Origin of the sequence: Pseudomonas sp. 8O (assembly GCF_902506495.1) — a bacterium.
Taxonomy (GTDB): Bacteria; Pseudomonadota; Gammaproteobacteria; order Pseudomonadales; family Pseudomonadaceae; genus Aquipseudomonas; species Aquipseudomonas chaetocerotis.
Genome location: NZ_LR733267.1, coordinates 321,196 through 336,868, shown reverse-complemented (window position 1 = coordinate 336,868; position 15,673 = coordinate 321,196). Strand labels below are relative to the sequence as shown.

Annotated in this window: 18 protein-coding genes and 1 pseudogene; 6 read left to right on the top strand and 13 right to left on the bottom strand. The window is 63.4% G+C overall.

Annotated elements, in window-relative coordinates; all coding sequences use genetic code 11:
• Positions 1–18: 18 nt before the first annotated feature.
• Genes GV002_RS22795 through GV002_RS22785 form a run of 3 tightly spaced genes read right to left on the bottom strand, consistent with a single transcriptional unit; the run spans position 19 to position 1,200 of the window.
• Positions 19–483 (bottom strand): DUF2489 domain-containing protein, encoded by a 465-nt coding sequence (locus GV002_RS22795; RefSeq protein ID WP_160020543.1) that lies wholly within the window; start codon positions 481–483, stop codon positions 19–21.
• 7 nt (positions 484–490) lie between these two features.
• Positions 491–685, bottom strand: coding sequence for an SEC-C metal-binding domain-containing protein (locus GV002_RS22790; RefSeq protein WP_160020542.1), 195 nt, complete (start codon positions 683–685; stop codon positions 491–493).
• Between the two features lie 17 nt (positions 686–702).
• Entirely contained in the window at positions 703–1,200 is a 498-nt protein-coding gene (locus GV002_RS22785; RefSeq protein WP_160020541.1) for an LEA type 2 family protein, read from the bottom strand.
• Between the two features lie 192 nt (positions 1,201–1,392).
• Between GV002_RS22785 and GV002_RS22780 the strand changes: the two genes are divergently transcribed.
• Positions 1,393–1,947 carry a hypothetical protein gene (locus GV002_RS22780; protein ID WP_160020540.1) on the top strand — a complete coding sequence of 185 codons (555 nt, stop codon included), beginning with the start codon at positions 1,393–1,395 and terminating at the stop codon, positions 1,945–1,947.
• Positions 1,948–2,017: 70 nt separating this feature from the next.
• Here the strand turns inward: GV002_RS22780 and GV002_RS22775 are convergent, their stop codons facing one another.
• The 3 genes from GV002_RS22775 to GV002_RS22765 form a co-directional block, all read right to left on the bottom strand.
• Positions 2,018–3,133 carry a hypothetical protein gene (locus tag GV002_RS22775; protein WP_160020539.1) on the bottom strand — a complete coding sequence of 372 codons (1,116 nt, stop codon included), beginning with the start codon at positions 3,131–3,133 and terminating at the stop codon, positions 2,018–2,020.
• Positions 3,134–3,200: 67 nt separating this feature from the next.
• The gene (locus GV002_RS22770; protein WP_160020538.1) at positions 3,201–3,683 is read right to left on the bottom strand and encodes a YchJ family protein; all 483 of its coding nucleotides are present in this window, start codon (positions 3,681–3,683) and stop codon (positions 3,201–3,203) included.
• A gap of 4 nt (positions 3,684–3,687) precedes the next feature.
• Positions 3,688–4,185 carry a DUF6231 family protein gene (locus GV002_RS22765; protein WP_160020537.1) on the bottom strand — a complete coding sequence of 166 codons (498 nt, stop codon included), beginning with the start codon at positions 4,183–4,185 and terminating at the stop codon, positions 3,688–3,690.
• Between the two features lie 439 nt (positions 4,186–4,624).
• Between GV002_RS22765 and GV002_RS24405 the strand changes: the two are divergent.
• The 4 genes and pseudogenes from GV002_RS24405 to GV002_RS22745 all read left to right on the top strand — a co-directional run.
• Positions 4,625–4,978, top strand: a pseudogene (locus GV002_RS24405) (OmpA family protein); the annotation flags it as partial.
• A 143-nt stretch (positions 4,979–5,121) separates the two neighbouring features.
• Positions 5,122–5,856, top strand: a complete 735-nt coding sequence (locus tag GV002_RS24485) for an OmpA family protein (RefSeq protein WP_178094794.1) — start codon at positions 5,122–5,124, stop codon at positions 5,854–5,856.
• 159 nt (positions 5,857–6,015) lie between these two features.
• The gene (locus GV002_RS22750) at positions 6,016–6,318 is read left to right on the top strand and encodes a DUF1145 domain-containing protein (protein WP_160020535.1); all 303 of its coding nucleotides are present in this window, start codon (positions 6,016–6,018) and stop codon (positions 6,316–6,318) included.
• A complete protein-coding gene (locus tag GV002_RS22745; protein WP_160020534.1) occupies positions 6,311–7,072 on the top strand; it encodes a collagen-like protein in 762 nt (253 codons plus the stop codon). The genes GV002_RS22750 and GV002_RS22745 overlap by 8 nt, the downstream gene beginning before the upstream one ends.
• Positions 7,073–7,123: 51 nt before the next feature.
• Here the strand turns inward: GV002_RS22745 and GV002_RS22740 are convergent, their stop codons facing one another.
• Positions 7,124–7,588, bottom strand: a complete 465-nt coding sequence (locus GV002_RS22740; protein WP_160020533.1) for a CopD family protein — start codon at positions 7,586–7,588, stop codon at positions 7,124–7,126.
• A gap of 140 nt (positions 7,589–7,728) precedes the next feature.
• On the opposite strand from GV002_RS22740, the gene dinG reads away from it, so the two are divergent.
• Positions 7,729–9,873, top strand: coding sequence for an ATP-dependent DNA helicase DinG (gene dinG, locus GV002_RS22735; RefSeq protein WP_160020532.1), 2,145 nt, complete (start codon positions 7,729–7,731; stop codon positions 9,871–9,873).
• Between the two features lie 6 nt (positions 9,874–9,879).
• On the opposite strand, the gene mnhG is transcribed toward dinG, so the two are convergent.
• The 6 genes from mnhG to mbhE are packed head-to-tail and all read right to left on the bottom strand — an operon-like array spanning position 9,880 to position 15,640.
• Complete coding sequence (gene mnhG, locus GV002_RS22730) at positions 9,880–10,221, bottom strand: monovalent cation/H(+) antiporter subunit G (protein WP_004423812.1); 342 nt, start codon at positions 10,219–10,221, stop codon at positions 9,880–9,882.
• Positions 10,218–10,529, bottom strand: a complete 312-nt coding sequence (locus tag GV002_RS22725) for a monovalent cation/H+ antiporter complex subunit F (protein ID WP_160020531.1) — start codon at positions 10,527–10,529, stop codon at positions 10,218–10,220. The genes mnhG and GV002_RS22725 overlap by 4 nt, the downstream gene beginning before the upstream one ends.
• Entirely contained in the window at positions 10,526–11,023 is a 498-nt protein-coding gene (locus tag GV002_RS22720; protein WP_160020530.1) for a Na+/H+ antiporter subunit E, read from the bottom strand. Before GV002_RS22720 ends, GV002_RS22725 begins: the two co-directional genes overlap by 4 nt.
• Positions 11,023–12,519 carry a proton-conducting transporter membrane subunit gene (locus GV002_RS22715; protein WP_160020529.1) on the bottom strand — a complete coding sequence of 499 codons (1,497 nt, stop codon included), beginning with the start codon at positions 12,517–12,519 and terminating at the stop codon, positions 11,023–11,025. Before GV002_RS22715 ends, GV002_RS22720 begins: the two co-directional genes overlap by 1 nt.
• Complete coding sequence (locus tag GV002_RS22710) at positions 12,516–12,920, bottom strand: sodium:proton antiporter (RefSeq protein WP_021488444.1); 405 nt, start codon at positions 12,918–12,920, stop codon at positions 12,516–12,518. The genes GV002_RS22715 and GV002_RS22710 overlap by 4 nt, the downstream gene beginning before the upstream one ends.
• The gene (gene mbhE, locus GV002_RS22705; RefSeq protein ID WP_160020528.1) at positions 12,920–15,640 is read right to left on the bottom strand and encodes a hydrogen gas-evolving membrane-bound hydrogenase subunit E; all 2,721 of its coding nucleotides are present in this window, start codon (positions 15,638–15,640) and stop codon (positions 12,920–12,922) included. The genes GV002_RS22710 and mbhE overlap by 1 nt, the downstream gene beginning before the upstream one ends.
• Positions 15,641–15,673: the final 33 nt, after the last annotated feature.

The window sequence follows — 15,673 nt, the reverse complement described above, 5'->3', positions numbered from 1 at the left end:
GATGCCTGGCAAGAGGCCTCAGACGCTCGTCTGAGGCCTCTTCAGCCCTTCGTCCAGCAACCAGCGAGCGGCGATGCGTGCGGCGGCCTTGTGCTGCAGTTCCAGCTCGTTGAAGCGTTTTTCGAAGCGGCGCCGTTCGGCCTTGTCCAGGGCCTTCCAGCCCGCATGCGTGGGCACCTCGGCGGTCGCCTCGAAGAGCAGATGGAACACCTGGCAGCGGCTGTCATTGCTCAGGGCGCTGTCATAGTTGTCGAGCAGCACCTTGATGCGGATGGCGCCTTCGATCAACGGCAACTGCTCATCGAGCAGGCTGCTGGCGAGGATGTGCAGATCGCCACCGATGCGTTGCTGGCGTTCTTGCTGCGCTTCGTCGCGCACGCGCTGGGTTGCCCAGACGCGGCGCCACAGATGCCAGGCATAAGCGGCCAGCGCTGCGATCAGCAGCAGGCCGCTCAGCAGCAGGGTGAGGTTCAAGGCACTCATGCGCGGTTCAGGCGCCGTGGCACTTCTTGTACTTCTTCTCGCTGCCGCACGGGCAAGGATCGTTACGGCCGACATCCTTCAGCGTGTTGCGTACCGGCTCCTGATGGCCATGGTTGCAGTGCGGGCCGTGCACATGGCCGTGATCGTGATGATCGTGGTCATGGTTGCAGTCAGGGCCGTGGACGTGGGGTTGGTTGCTCATGGTGTTACTCATGCAGGTTATTCGGGGATGAAATCGCCGGGAATTATCTCGCCATTACGCGCCATGTGCACGCTGCGGCCGAACAACATGCCGGTTTTTACCTCGCCCTTGAGGCTGTAGCGAATCGGCACGTTCGGTTTTTCCAGTGCCTTGACGATCTGCCGGACATGGCGCCAGAGGTTGGTGCGCACCGGGACGTCGAAGGTGTGGTGGCCATGGGCGGGCACGGTGAACCACTCGTTGGAGTAGCCTTCGGCCAGCTGTATACCATTGAGATGGACGTTATAGTCCAGCCCGCGCACCGGCAGGCTGACGCCGTTGGGATTGTCGATTCGAAAGCGCAGGCGGAACTCCTGTTCGAGCAGTCTGGCCTTGACCACATCAACTTTGATGAGTTGGACGTCCGGGTCCTTGAAGCCACCTGTCATCCAGGTGGAGCATCCTGTGAGGCCTGAAAGCAGGCCAAAAAACATCAATAGGCTGATAATTCTTATCATTTGCGCCTGAGAAAACATTTCATACCCCCATTGCGGCTCAGTGTAACAAGCAAGCGCTTGGCTGCAACGGGGAAGCACTCATTATTTTCAATGAGATATTGTGGCGGTTTCGGGATGCTGGTGATCGGGAGAGCATGAATGAGAAGCCTGCAGTGTCAGGGCAAAGGAACCTGCGCCATACTGAGCGGCGAATAGGACAGGAGTGTGACCATGAGTCGCTACGAGATCGCCTTCTCCGGGCAACTGGTGCCGGGCGCCCAGCCAGAGCTGGTCAAGGCCAATATGGCCAAGCTGTTCCAGGCCGATGCTCAGCGCATCGCTCAGTTGTTCTCCGGGCGCCGCATCGTGATCAAGAACAACCTCGACGCCGCCGGGGCGGAGAAGTACCGCGCGACCCTGGAGCGGGCCGGTGCGCGGGTCGAAGTCGTCGATATGGACGTGCTGATCGAGGAGGTCGAACTGGCCCCGCCGCCGCCCGTAGAGCCGGAGCCTGCTCCGGCAGCAGCACGGGTTGTGGCCAAGCCAGGGCGCCTGCAGGTCGCGCCACGAGATGAGTACATGGCCGCGTTCAGTGATGTGGATGCCCCGGATTTCGATATCGCTCCGGTGGGCAGCGATCTGCAGGACGCCAGGCCCGACGCTGCAGCACCACATGTCGATCTGTCGCAGTTCAGTCTGGCGCCCGTCGGTAGCGATATGGGGCAAGCCAAGCCTGCGACTCCGGCGGCTGCACCGGATACATCGCACCTGAAACTGCAGGACTGAGCATTCAGTCGCCTGGTTTGAAACGCCGTGAGTTGAGCCTGCAGCCACGGCGTTTTTGCGTTCAGGGCAGCTAACCCGTCTTGCACGCGGCTGCGGCTTCCTCGGGCTTGAGGTTGCGCACGCTGGTGAAGAACAGTTCGCAGGTTTGCAGCTTCTCCGTTACCTGCCATTTTTCGGTGCAGGTATTGAGCGTCTGCTGCGGATCACTTTTTGGCTGTTGGCCCATACCGGCCTGCCAGCAGGCGGCGCTCAAGTCCTGTCCCATGACCTTGATTCCGGCTGCGTTGGCAGCATCCTTGTTGCCTTTGTTGTTGGCCGGATCGGCCGCATACCAGATGTAGCTGGGATGATTGGCGCCGAGCACGTAAACCTGCTGGCCGGGGGCTGCATCGATCTGGCCGAGCCCCAGCACCGGCAGATTGACGCCGTACTGTTGCTTGATCCAACTGCGCACCGGGCTGCCGAAGGCGACCATCGGCAGGCCGGCACCGTTCGGCCCGGCACTGAGTTCGCTGACCATGCGCCGCTGATAGCTGTTGAAGTAGCCGTACACGCCCTGCAATGCGCTGCCGGCACTGGCCGGGGCGGCGATGGGAGCGATGTCGATGATGGTCTGGTAGGCGGGGGTGTGTTCCGCCTCTACACCATTGAAACCGAGCAGCGAGGCCCAGCGATCGGTGGTGCTCGAACGCAGATAATCCTGAGCCTGAGTCAGTGAGTAGTCCGGTGGGAAGTGCAGCAGCTCGACGCTCTTGCGGTTCTCCAGAGCCATGCCCAGGGGCAGGAAGAAGTACCAGTTGTACTGCCATTTGCCGTCACGATTCAGCTGACTGGCGCCCTGATAGGCCAGGTCACCGGCATCGAGCAATTGCAGCAGGGGCTTGCCGTAATCCTTTGGCGTGCCATCGAAATTGGCATGAATGCGTTCCCCGTTGCGTGTTACGCGCACGCTGGCCTGGGGGTAACCATCGCGCGTCAGGCTCTGTTGCAGGTAGTGTTCGACTGTCTGTTCTAGCGTCCAGTCGCGGTAGCAGATCACACTGCAGTTGTTCGGGTAGGCGAACAGGCGGCTGACGCGCTGGTTGTCGCCCAGGTCCAGCGTTTCCCCTTGCAGCCCATCGGGCTGGTTGGCGCAACCTACTAGCAGGCTGGCCAGGATAAGAGCGATACCACTTTTCTTGTGCATGACTTTCTCCTTGTTGAGTGTCCTTGCGGGACGTATCAACTCAAGCAGAAAGCAGGATTAACGCCAATCAGCCATTCAGGTAGGGCGCGCAGCACTTCTTGAACTTCTGCCCACCCCGGCAGGGGCAAGGGTCATTGCGTCCGGCCTTGAGTGGCGCGGTCGGGTCGAGGAAGAACCAGCGTCCGTCCACCTGAACGAAAGCGGAGCATTCGCGGTGACGATGTTCGCCGTTGTCATCGTGCCAACGGGCGACGAAAGTGACCTGGGCGTGCTCCGGCTGGCCACCGAATACCTCGCTGCCCTCGATTTCCAGGCCCAGCCAGGTGCTTTGCGCGCTCCAGGCGGCCATCGCGTCGCGGTCGAGCACCTGTTGCTGGGCGGGCAAGGTGGTGGCTACCAGGTAATCCACCAGGCCCAGTACATAAGCGGTGTAGCGCGAACGCATCAACAACTCCGCGCTGGGTGCGTGGGTGCCTGCGTGATAGTGACCGCAGCACTGGCTCAGCAGGTTGCCGCTGCCGCAGGGGCAGTTGGGATCGAGAGGGTTCATCGTTCTACCACCAGTATTTGCCGAAATTTTCCGGGTTTGCCCAGAACTTCGCGTTCAACCAGTCGGGAACTTGCTTGTAATCGAGTAGATCATAGGTGAACAGATGCAGGGTCTGTCCCTCGCGCTGGAACTGTTCACTGGCTTGCATGGCCAGGGCGAAAAAGTCGGTTTCCTGCCAATCACCTGCCTTGAGGTCGAGCAATACGGCGACCCGGCTGGCGTTGAGGTTGCGAATGCCACCCAGTAGTTGCAGTCCATCGCGTTTGGGTAAGTGCTCCAGACAGTCGACCAGAATTGCCAGGTCGAAGCGCTGTGCGGCCAGTTCAGGCGCCAGGGGAGCAGCAGGTGCGGTGGTGACCTGGCACTGCGGGTGGGCGCTGTGAAAGGCGCTGACTGCGGGTAGCTCGCTCGCCCCGAGTAACAGCAGTTTCTCGGGGGTATAGCGGGCAAGCAGTGCCGCAATGGCTTGCTGTGGAGTACGGGTGCTAAGGCTGGCGGTCATCGAACTTCCTCGAAAAGTCTGCAAAGACTAACGTGGTGTCGGTATCAGGCCTAGAGTGAGAGAAAATTATCCGCAGAAGCTGCTATAGCTGGCGGATTGTACAACTCCTGTCTTTACTACTATCGAGTCGGTTATGCGCCGATGAACATTGGAGACCTAAAGTATGAGTATCACAAGGAACGCAGTACCCCTGATTCTGGCTAGCACTTTGCTGACCGGTTGCGCCGGCCTGCAGAAAACCGACTGGCCCACCTGCGCAGCTGTAGGCGGTGTTGGTGGTGCGGCGCTAGGGGCCATCGAAAGTTCTTCCTGGGCTGGTGGCGGTGCGGTGTTAGGTGCCGGTATGGCTGCCGCCTACTGCTGGGTACATGGTGCCGAAGAGCAACAGGTTGCCGTCGTCGAAGAAGTCGTTGTCGAGGAGATGGTCGTTGCCGAGCCGGCCGAGGCCGTTCGTGTCGAGCTGGACGTCAAGTTCGACTTCGACAAGGCCCAGGTCAAGCAGGAAAGCTATGGCGACATCAAAGCCCTGGCCGACTTCATGAAACAGTATCCGCAGACCAGCACCGTGGTTGAAGGTCACACCGACTCCGTGGGCGGCGATGCTTACAACCAGGGGCTTTCCGAGCGCCGCGCCAGTGCCGTGCGTGAAGTTCTGGTCAACCAGTACGGTGTCGAGTCCGGCCGCGTGCAGGCAGTGGGTTATGGCGAGAGTCGCCCGGTTGCCGACAACGCCACCGCCGATGGTCGTGCCATCAACCGTCGCGTGGAAGCCGAGGTCGAAGCTCAGCCGTAAGGCGCTTCATGTAAGCCAAGCCAGGTGTCACCCGCGAAGGCCCGACCGACTTCCATCGGTCGGGCCTTTTCTTGTATGAAATCCTGCCGCCGTCTTTACTCCTGTGATACCGGCCACATGCCGGTATCACAGGAGACACCGCCATGAGAATCCAGCTTTCGAGGGTTTTACCCTTTCTCCTGGTCAGCAGTGTTCTCTCGGGTTGTGCCACGACTTCCAGTACGGGAGACGCGCCGCTCAACCAGGGGAACTGGCCCCTGTGCAGTGCGATTGGAGCTTTGGCCGGTGGCGGCCTCGGCGCAATCGAAAGTTCCACCTGGGCAGCAGGCGGTGCGGTAGCCGGCGCTCTGCTGGGCACCGTCATCTGTTACGCGCAGGACGGCGACGAAGATGGCGACGCTGTGTTCGACCGCCGTGATCGCTGCCCTGGTACGCCTGCGGGTACTGCTGTAGGCCATAACGGCTGCCCTTTGCCGCAATACCCAGCCAGCGTTGCGGCCGAGCCGGCGATGGAGCAGCAGGTGCAGGATGAGGTCATCGTACTCAGCGACTTGGGAAATGTGCTGTTCGCGTTCGACTCAGCCGAGCTGACGGGCGAGGCGCGGCGCCTGCTTGCCGATGTCAGTACCCGTCTGATCGGCGCCAGTCTGGTCGCAGTCAAGGTCGTCGGACATACCGATAGCGTCGGTACTGATACCTATAACCAGGCGTTGTCCGAACGTCGCGCACGCAGTGTTGCCGACTTTCTCATCGCCCAGGGTGTGCCAGCCGCCAAGCTCAGCACGGAAGGCCGTGGTGAGAGCCAGCCGGTGGCGGACAATGGCAGTGATGCCGGCCGCGCACAGAACCGCCGCGTGGAGCTGTACGTTTCCCGTTGAAGCGAAGGGGCGCCCCACAGGTCATCGCAGACCTGGGGGGTGTCGCTTTTGCGGCGGGCGACAGGTGAAGTCATGGAAAATAATCCCGCGCTCTGGTGGTCAGCGCCGCGACCGGTTAACGTGCTGCGCTATTAGAAAAACCAGAGCAAGAGGGCGGGGATGAAAGCATTATTGTGGGTGGGCAAGGCGCTGGCCTTGGCCTTCTGGTTGGTATTTGGGGCGGCGCTGGCCAAGCGTTTTGGTGCACCGTTCGAGCAACTCGTCTATCTGCTCGGGGCCTTTCTTGCGCTGCTGCATGGGGCGCAGTTGTGGCTGTTCTCTGGTCTTCTGTCCGGTCGCGCCAGCCCCTGGCTGGATCGTGTACAGATCCTGCTATTCGGCATTTTTCACCTCTACCCACTGAAGGCCGAGCGGGCGGGCGAGAGCCTGGCTGCGGCGCATGAGGAGGCTGCTCATGCGTAGTCTCGCTTTGTTGTTCTGCCTGTTCGCAGGTACGTCGTTGGCCGCTACGCAGGTCAAGGTGTCGCCCAATACCTTGATGCGTCTGCCGGTCGCCAGTAGCAGCCTGCAGCTCGAGCGGCTGGAGGTGGCGGACCAGGCGACCCTGATGATCCCGGCCACGGTGACCGAGTTGCGTATTGGCGAGTTGCTGATGGGCCGCGACGCGCGTATTGGCGTAGCGCCCAGCGATCAGCCGCTGCGTCTGCTAGTCGAGGATGCTGATATCGGTCCGGGCGCCTGGATCAGCGCCAAAGGTGCGGCCGGTACTTACACTCGGCCGGCTACTGCTGGGCGGGAAATCAATCTCAAGCTGCACAAGCTGACATTCGAATCGCTGACCCTCGATGTACGGGGTGGGCAAGGCAGGCCGGGTTATGCCGGGCTCGATGGTGCGCATGGCAAGCCAGGTGGTTGCACCTGGGGCCAGGCCAGTGCCGGCCACGATGGCCAGGATGGTACCGATGGCCATGAAGGCGCAGCAGGTGGCAACGTTATCCTTGAAGTGCCTCACTACGTCGAGGTCGAGCGCATGCAGGTGTTGCTCGACGGCGGCGCGGGCGGTGCAGCCGGTTCGGCGGGGCGCCCCGGTCGTGGCGGTGCTGCCAAGGGCTGTCTGCTCTACGGCGTGGAGGGTGCGGCCGATGGCAAACCCGGTCAGCCCGGGCGCGAAGGTGCAACGGGCCGCAGTGGTGCCGTGCAGGTGTTTCGTTTCTAGATAACCGTCGCTGCCTTCGTTTTCATGTGCAAATGAAGGCAGCCGCATCAATCAGAATGACGGACGCATGGCGGCCAGTGTCATCAGTGCCAGGCCGATCAGCAGGTTGCTGCCCACGACCTTGCGAATCCGCCCCAGCACTTCGCCGCCTGCAGGCCAGTTCTCGGCCTCCACGGCGCGCCGCAGTTGCGGCAACTGCAGTGCCTGAATACGCAGGAACAGGGCGAGCATCACCAGATACAGCCCCATCATGATGTGCACGTAGCGCGGCGCGGCGTCGAAACCGCTGTAGCTCATGTGCAGCATGCCCAGCCCGCTCAGTGGCAGGGCCGCTACCGCCAGCCAGACCCAGACGAAAAATCGCCTGAACACACTCAGCCACAAGCGCAGGCGCGCTGGCGGTTCCAGTATTTCGACCGCTGCCGGGCGCAGGATCATCCAGGCGAAGAACATGCCGCCAACCCAGACGACGGCGGCCAACAGGTGAAGTGCGTAGAGCGGTGCGTAGGGGGTCATGCGGTATCTCCGGAGGGGCCGTCTGGCAGCTCGGTTCATTCGATAGACACGCGAGTCAGCGCCAGATCGACAGGCGCGCTATGATAGCGACCGCTCCGCGAATACTGAAAATTTATCCAGCCTTTTTCGTTTCAGAATCCATGCTCAGTACCGAACTCAAGTCCCAGATCCAGGGCGCCTACTCGCGCTTTCTCGAAGCCAAGTCGCTCAAGCCGCGCTATGGCCAGCGGCTGATGATCGCCGAGATCGCCAAGGTGCTCGGCACCATCAAGACCGATGACGAAGGCAAGCGTCTGGGGGATCCTGCCGTCGTGGCGGTCGAGGCGGGCACCGGTACCGGCAAGACGGTGGCCTACAGCCTGGCCACCATTCCCACGGCCAAGGCCGCCGGCAAGCGTCTGGTGATCGCCACTGCCACCGTGGCGCTGCAGGAGCAGATCGTGCACAAGGATCTGCCGGATCTGTTGCGCAACAGCGGCCTGAATTTCAGCTTCGCCCTGGCCAAGGGGCGTGGGCGCTACCTGTGCCTGTCCAAACTCGATCACCTGCTGCAGGACGGCGCCGCGCAGAGCGCCACCGCGCAGTTGTTCGAGGAGGAAGGCTTTCGTATCGATGTGGATGAACAGGGGCAGAAGCTGTTCACCGCGATGATCGAGAAACTCGCCGGCAACAAATGGGATGGCGACCGCGACAGCTGGCCGGAGGAGCTGGAGGACGTACGCTGGGCGCAACTGACCACCGATCATAGCCAGTGCACCAATCGCCACTGCCCGAACTTCCAGCAGTGCGCCTTCTACAAGGCGCGCGAAGGCATGGGTAAGGTCGATGTGATCGTCACCAACCACGACATGGTGCTGGCTGACCTGGCACTCGGCGGCGGCGCGGTGCTGCCCGACCCGCGCGAAACCATCTATGTGTTCGACGAAGGCCATCACCTGCCGGACAAGGCCATCGGCCACTTCGCCCATTTCACCCGCCTGCGCTCGACCGCCGACTGGCTGACCCAGATCGACAAGAATCTGACCAAGCTGCTGGCGCAGAACCCGCTGCCAGGCGATCTCGGGCGGCTGATCGAGCAGGTGCCGGAACTGGCCCGCGAGCTGAAAACCCAGCAACAGTTCATGTTCGCCGCCTGCGAGCAGATCGCCGACTTCAAGGCCGGTGAAGACATGGAAGGCCGCGAGCGTCCGCGTCACCGCTTCGTCGGCGGTGTGGTACCGGAGCACCTGACCGAGCTGGGTCTGGAGTTGAAGAAGGGTTTTTCCAAGCTCAACGATCTGTTCACCGGCGTTACCGAGCTGCTCAAGGAAGCGATGGATGGCGAGGGCGCGGTGGGCATCGCCAGCCATCAGGCCGAGGAGTGGTACCCGCTGTTCGGTAGCCTGATGGCGCGCGCCAAGGGCAACTGGGAGCTGTGGCTGGCCTTCACCGCCGAAGACCCTGAGGAAAGCCCACCCATGGCGCGCTGGCTGACCCTGGCCGAGAGCGGTGCGCTGTTCGACATCGAGGTCAACGCCAGCCCGATCCTGGCGGCAGAGACCTTGCGCCGCAACCTGTGGAATGTCGCCCACGGCGCCCTGGTGACTTCCGCCACGCTGACTGCGCTGGGCACCTTCGACCGCTATCGCATGCGTGCCGGGCTGCCCAAGGTGGCGGTCGCCGCTATCGTGCCGAGCCCCTTCCACCATGCCGATGCAGGCCTGCTGCGCGTGCCTGATCTCAAGGCTGATCCGCGTGAGGCAGCGGTGCATACGGCGGCCATCATTCGTGAGTTGCCGGGCCTGGTGGCAGGCAGTCGCGGTACGCTGGTGCTGTTCTCGTCGCGCAAGCAGATGCAGGACGTGTTCGACGGCCTCGATCGAGACTGGCGCAAGCGCGTGTTCATCCAGGGCAACCTGTCCAAGCAGGAGACCCTGAACAAACATAAGGCGCGCGTCGATTCAGGTGAGGAAAGCGTGCTATTCGGCCTGGCCAGTTTTGCCGAGGGCGTCGATCTGCCCGGCGCTTATTGCGAACACGTGGTGATTGCCAAGATTCCCTTCGCCGTGCCGGACGACCCGGTGGAGGCGGCGCTGGCCGAATGGATCGAGGCACGCGGTGGCAATCCGTTCATGGAGATCGCCGTGCCGGACGCTTCGCTACGTCTTGTGCAAGCCTGTGGTCGCCTGCTGCGCACCGAGGCCGATCGCGGCACCATCACGCTGCTGGATCGGCGTGTGGTTACCCAGCGCTATGGCAAGGCGATTCTCAATGCGTTGCCGCCATTCCGTCGGCAGATCGACTGATCGAGCCTATTCGCCACCCCTGTTGCGTTGCTCCAGCTCATCGCCCAACCGCCCCAGCGTCGGCCGAATGCCGGCGCGGTGAGCGGCGCGGGCGATGGCGTGAGCGGCCAGCGGGGCGCTGGCCAGCAGAATCAGCAGGCCGATAAAGGCCTCCAGCGCCAGTTCGCCACTGCTGGCCAAGGCCACTGCGCCAAGTAGCAATACGGCGCCGAGCACGCCGGCCTTGCTTGCCGCGTGCATGCGGCTGTAGCTATCGGGTAGGCGCAGTACGCCAATTGCGCCGAGCAGAGAGATCACCGCACCGCTCAATACCAGCAGCGAAGCGAGCCAGGCTTGTACTTCGTTCATGGGCGCTCCTCGCTTTTTTCCGGCATCTGGCTATGGGCGTCATCGAACAGGAAGGCAAAGGCCGCCGTGCCGAGAAACGACACCAGTGCCAGCAGCACGGCGACGTCGACGAACAGCGCTTCGCCGCGCATCAGGCACAGCAGCGCCATGGCAGCGACCGCCAGCAGGGTGAGGGCGTCGATGGCCACCGCGCGATCCGGGCGACTCGGCCCGCGTAACAGGCGATACAGCGTGATTAAACCGCTCAGTGCGAGTAAGGCAGCAGCCAAGGGCAATACCCAGGCTGCTCCGGCCAGGTGCAGGGTCATGGCGTTGCTCCTTCGGCTTTGCCGGCGTCGAGCCAGGCCAGCAGACGGCGTTCCAGCTCGATGAGGATGTCGGTCACGTCCTCACGGCGACGGGCATCGAGGGTATGGATATAGAGCAGGCCTTGCTCCTCGTCATAGTCCAGGGCCAGGGTGCCGGGGGTCAGGGTCAGCAGCGTGCCGAGCAGGGTGACCTTGTCCACTTCCCGGCGGGTCACCGGGTAGGCCAGCACTGCCGGCTCCACCTCGATCCGGCGAGCCAGTATCAGCGTGGCGACCTGGTAGGTTGCAAGAAACACCTGGGCGATGAACCACAGGCAGAAACTGACGCCATGCTCCAGGCTGCGTGCATAACGGCCCAGGCGCGGGACTGCCGACCTCAGCAGGCGAGCGATCAGGTAGAGCAGGGAGAAGGCCAGCAGAGCGCCGCCCAAATGACTGGCGCCGAGGCTCCAGGCCAGGCCAGCGCTGGCCAGCAAATGGATGAGAAACAGCATCAGATACCTCCTGCGCCGGTAAAGGGTTGCAGATAGGCCTGCGGGTCGGCGAGCTGCGCTGCGGCCGCCACGGCATAGTCGATCAGCGGGCCGGCGCCCAGGCCGATCAACACGGTCAGTAGCGCCAGGGCACTCATCCCCAGCCAGGCCGCGCGTATGCCGGTAACCGCTTGCAGCGCCTCTTCACCTTCTGGATGAGGCTTGAGAAAGGCTTCGTTCCAGATCTTGTTCATCGACAGCAGAGTGAAAACGCCGGTCAGCAGGGCGATGCCCGCCGCCCACCAGGCAGCGGCATCCAGGCTGGCCTTGACCAGCAGGAATTTGGCCCAGAAACCGGAAAGCGGCGGAATGCCCGCCAGCGACAGCGCCGGAATGGCGAACAGCAGCGCCAGCCAGGGCATGCGCCGATAGAGCCCGCCCATGTCGGCCAGGCGCTCGGAGCCGCAGATGCGTGCCGCCAGGCCACCGATGAAGAACAGGTTGGCTTTCACCACGATATGGTGGATCAGGTAGAACACCGCGCCGGCCAGCGCCAGCGGGGTGGCCAGGGCCAGGCCGAGGATCATGTAGCCGACCTGGCTGACAATGTGGAACGACAGGATGCGCCGCACCTCGGTCTGCGCCGCCGCACCCAGCACGCCCACCAGCATGGTGGCGCAGGCGACCCATAGCAGCAGTTGATGCGGCAGGCCGTACTCCGGCCAGAGCAGGGTCACCATGCGGATCAGCGCGTACACGCCGACCTTGGTCAAGAGCCCTGCAAACATCGCCGAAACCGCCGTCAGGGCAACGTGGTAGGTGGCCGGCAGCCAGCCGAATACAGGGAACAGCGCGGCTTTTATGGCGAATGACAGCAGCATCAGCAGCAGCGCCGGCGTCACGCCCGGTGGCGCCTCACCGCTGCGCATGATCACCGCTAGTTCACCCATGTTCAGCGTGCCGCTGGCGCCGTAGACCAGGCCGGCGGAGAGCAGGAAGATCAACGTGGCGAACAGGTTGAGGGCCACGTAGGTCATGCTGCCGGCCAGCCGGCGGCTGCCGCCGCCGAGCGCCATCAGGGCGAAGGAGGCGATCAGCAGCACCTCGAACCAGACGTACAGGTTGAAGATGTCGGCGGTGATGAAGGCGCCGCAGATGCCCGTCAGCAGGCCCTGGATGAACAGGTGGAAGTCGCGGCCGATCGTGCTGTCGTTGTCCTTGGCCACGCCATAGAGCAGGGTGACCAGCGCGACCAGGGCACTGATGGCGATCATCACCGCCGACAGTCGATCGACCACCAGGCTGATGCCGAACGGCGCCTGCCAGTTGCCCACCTGACCGCTGAGCACCACGCCCTGCGCGGCCTGCCAGACCAACACCAGGCCGACGGTCAGCAGCAGGGCTGTGCCACTCAGGCTGAGCACGCGCACGGCCAGCAGGTGGCGGCGCAGGATGATCGCCAGCAGCAGACTGCACAGGGGCACGAGGATCGGCGCAACGAGTAACGCGTGATTCATCGGCGAGCCTCCGCACCATTGGCGTCGTGTTCATGCTCGCTGTCGTGCCAGTCCGGCGCCGGTTGTTCGGTGATCGAACTGACCGAGTCGGTGGTCTTGTCGCCATGCAGTTCGCGGGTGCGCTTGAGCAGCGCCAGGGCAAAGATGAACAGGCTGAAACCGATGACGATGGCGGTCAGCACCAGTGCCTGCGGCAGCGGGTTGGCGGTGCTGGCAGCGTTGCCAGCCTCGACGAATGCCGGGCGCTCGCCGAAGAAACGTCCGGCGGTGAGCACCCCCAGGTTGATAGCGTTACCCAGGACCACCACGCCCAGCACGACGCGCTTGAGGTTGCGGTCCAGAAGCATCCACAGGCCCAGACCCGCCAGGCCTCCGGTCGTGATTGCGGCTAACCATTCCATTACTGGCGAACTCCCGTCAGCTTGTCGATCATGTGCAGGGCAGAGCCGAACACGGTGAGGAATACGCCAACATCGAAGAGCAAGGGCGTGCCCAGCGGCAGCCCGCCGGGGAAGGTCCACAGGCCGGTCAGAAATGCGTTGCCCGCGATCAGGCCAAAAATGCCGGCGCCTGTCGCGCAACCCAGGCCGATACCGATAAGTTGCGCAGGCGCAATGGGCAGCACCCGGCGAATCTGCCCGTGGCCGTAGGTCAGCACCAGCAGGATCAGGCCGCAGGCCGCCACCAAGCCGCCAATGAAACCACCACCAGGCAGGTTGTGGCCGCGCCACAGCACTAGTAGCGAGGCGGCCAGCATCAGCCAGGCCAGTGGGCGCAGGCCCTGGCGCAGCAGCGGCGAGGTGAAGGCATCTTCACCGCTGTGTTCGTTGCCGAAGCGCCGGCCAGTGCCCAGCAGGCTGGCCGCCGCAAGGGCAGAGAGGGCGACCACGAGGATTTCGCCCAAGGTATCGAAAGCGCGGAAGTCCACCAGGATGACGTTGACCACGTTATGCCCGTGACCGCCCGGCAGGCTGTTGGCCTGATACCACTGCGCGATTTCGCCCGGCAGTGGCAGGCTTACCGCCAGCAGCAGGGCGCCGGTCACGCTGAGACCGAAGAGGATCGCCACACTGGCGTGCAGGCGGCGCTTCCACGGGGCGCGTGCGCCGCTGGCTGGCACCGTGGGCATCTTGCGAAACACCAGGGCCAGGAAGATCAGGCTGAGGGTTTCCACCATCAGCTGGGTCATCGCCACGTCCGGTGCATTGACCGAGACGAATACCAGCGCCAGACCCAGGCCGCAGGCACCCAATGCCGCCAGCAAGGTAAGCCGGCCGGGCAGGAACGCCGCTGCCACGCCGCCAGCCAGTGCCAACAGGCAGCCGGCCAGACCCAGCGGCGAGATCGGGCTGTAGCTGGCCTGCAACAGTTGCGGCAGAGCAGGCACCAGACCTACCGCCAACAGGCCGCCGACCGCCAGGGCCAGCAGTACCAGATGCTGACGCAGCGAGCCGTGCTGGAAGCGGGCGGCAAGCAGCCCGGCGAAGTGGAACACGCGTTTGAGCAGACGATCCCAGATCAGGTCGCCACTGACGTTCCAGGCCGCGTTGGCGCGATCGAGCAGCCGCCTGACGCGGTCGCGCATCACGTAGAACAGCACGCCCAGCGACACGGTCAGCAAGCTGGCCAGCAGCGCAGGGGTAATGCCGCCCCACAGGTACAGGTGCACATCCACCGGGCCGCGCGCCACGGCCTGCACCGCGTTATTCACCAGCCAGGTTTCCGGCCAGGCATTCCAGGCGCCGAGCAGGAAACCGCCGATGGCCAGCAGCATCGGTCCCAGCCACATCGGTAAACCAACTTCATGTGGCGTGCGCGGATAGTCGCCGCGCTTGCCGAGGAAGGTCTGCAGGAATACCAGGCCGGCAGCGGCGAAGAGCAGGGCGTTGGTGAGAATCATCACCAGCGTCACCGCCCAGCCGATATGACCCATCTCGATCAGGCCGGTGTACTTGAACTCCTTGGCGATGAAGCCGAAGAACGGCGGTAGCCCGGCATTGGAGAATGCTGCCAGGGCCACGGCCGCGCCAGTCATCGGCATGAAGCGGATCAAACCGCCCAGGCGCGCCAGCTCGCGAGTGCCCGTGGCGTGGTCGATGGCGCCGACCGCCATGAACAGCGCACCTTTATAGAGAGAATGCGCCACCAGATAGAGCACGAACGCCTGCAGGCCATAGCTGGTGTTGGTGCCGATCAGCATGGTCAGTTGGCCCAGCACGGTGACCGTGGTGTAGGCCAGCAAGCGCTTGAGATCGGTCTGGCGGAAGGCCAGGAAGGCGCCGAGCACCGCAGTGGCGGCGCCGAAGGTGATCAGCAGGGTGCCCCAGCCGACGGAGCCACCGAGCACCGGGTTGAGACGGGCCAACAGGTAGATGCCGGCTTTTACCATGGTCGCCGAGTGCAGATACGCCGACACCGGCGTCGGCGCGTTCATTGCGTTGGGCAGCCACAGATGGAAGGGCACCTGCGCCGATTTGGTGAAACAGCCCAGCAGTACCAGGGCGATGATCGCCGGCAGCAGCACATGGCCTTCGATCTGCTCGGCGCTGAGGCTGGAGAACTGCCAGTTACCCGTCGCGCCACCGAGCAGGATCAGCCCAGCCAGCAGCGCCAGGCCACCGCCGCCGGTGATCAGCAGCGCCTGCAATGCCGCGCGGCGCGATACCGCTTTGTCGTGTTGAAAACTGATCAGCAGAAAGGAGGCGATACTGGTCAGCTCCCAGAACACGAACATCGCCACCAGGTCGTCGGCCAGCACCAGGCCGAGCATCGCCAGCATGAACACCAGCAGGTAGGCGTGAAAGCGGCCGAGGTGGGCGTGGCTGGACAGATAACTGCCGGAGTACAGCACGATCAGACTGCCGATGCCGCTGATCAGCAGCGCGAACAGTAGCGAGAGACCGTCCAGGCGCAGGCTCAGGTTGATGCCCAGCGCCGGAATCCAGCTCAGGCTCTGCATCACGCTGTCGCCGCCGGCTATCAGCGGAATCTGTTGCACGAACCAGATGAAGGCCACCAGCGGCGCCAGCATCAGCAGCCAGCCCGTGCGAGCCCCCAGCAGACGCGTCAGGCCGGGTGCCATGATGGCAGCCATGGCGATCAGGGACAGTAGGTAGAGCACTCGTTTCTCCTGTGCCGAGCATCGAATCCAGGG

Bases quoted from the DNA above. Each gene is read 5' to 3' on its own strand.
- GV002_RS22795 (WP_160020543.1), bottom strand. From the start codon at position 483: ATGAGTGCCTTGAACCTCACCCTGCTGCTGAGCGGCCTGCTGCTGATC.
- GV002_RS22790 (WP_160020542.1), bottom strand. From the start codon at position 685: ATGAGCAACCAACCCCACGTCCACGGCCCTGACTGCAACCATGACCAC.
- GV002_RS22785 (WP_160020541.1), bottom strand. From the start codon at position 1,200: ATGTTTTCTCAGGCGCAAATGATAAGAATTATCAGCCTATTGATGTTT.
- GV002_RS22780 (WP_160020540.1), top strand. From the start codon at position 1,393: ATGAGTCGCTACGAGATCGCCTTCTCCGGGCAACTGGTGCCGGGCGCC.
- GV002_RS22775 (WP_160020539.1), bottom strand. From the start codon at position 3,133: ATGCACAAGAAAAGTGGTATCGCTCTTATCCTGGCCAGCCTGCTAGTA.
- GV002_RS22770 (WP_160020538.1), bottom strand. From the start codon at position 3,683: ATGAACCCTCTCGATCCCAACTGCCCCTGCGGCAGCGGCAACCTGCTG.
- GV002_RS22765 (WP_160020537.1), bottom strand. From the start codon at position 4,185: ATGACCGCCAGCCTTAGCACCCGTACTCCACAGCAAGCCATTGCGGCA.
- GV002_RS24485 (WP_178094794.1), top strand. From the start codon at position 5,122: ATGAGAATCCAGCTTTCGAGGGTTTTACCCTTTCTCCTGGTCAGCAGT.
- GV002_RS22750 (WP_160020535.1), top strand. From the start codon at position 6,016: ATGAAAGCATTATTGTGGGTGGGCAAGGCGCTGGCCTTGGCCTTCTGG.
- GV002_RS22745 (WP_160020534.1), top strand. From the start codon at position 6,311: ATGCGTAGTCTCGCTTTGTTGTTCTGCCTGTTCGCAGGTACGTCGTTG.
- GV002_RS22740 (WP_160020533.1), bottom strand. From the start codon at position 7,588: ATGACCCCCTACGCACCGCTCTACGCACTTCACCTGTTGGCCGCCGTC.
- dinG (WP_160020532.1), top strand. From the start codon at position 7,729: ATGCTCAGTACCGAACTCAAGTCCCAGATCCAGGGCGCCTACTCGCGC.
- mnhG (WP_004423812.1), bottom strand. From the start codon at position 10,221: ATGAACGAAGTACAAGCCTGGCTCGCTTCGCTGCTGGTATTGAGCGGT.
- GV002_RS22725 (WP_160020531.1), bottom strand. From the start codon at position 10,529: ATGACCCTGCACCTGGCCGGAGCAGCCTGGGTATTGCCCTTGGCTGCT.
- GV002_RS22720 (WP_160020530.1), bottom strand. From the start codon at position 11,023: ATGCTGTTTCTCATCCATTTGCTGGCCAGCGCTGGCCTGGCCTGGAGC.
- GV002_RS22715 (WP_160020529.1), bottom strand. From the start codon at position 12,519: ATGAATCACGCGTTACTCGTTGCGCCGATCCTCGTGCCCCTGTGCAGT.
- GV002_RS22710 (WP_021488444.1), bottom strand. From the start codon at position 12,920: ATGGAATGGTTAGCCGCAATCACGACCGGAGGCCTGGCGGGTCTGGGC.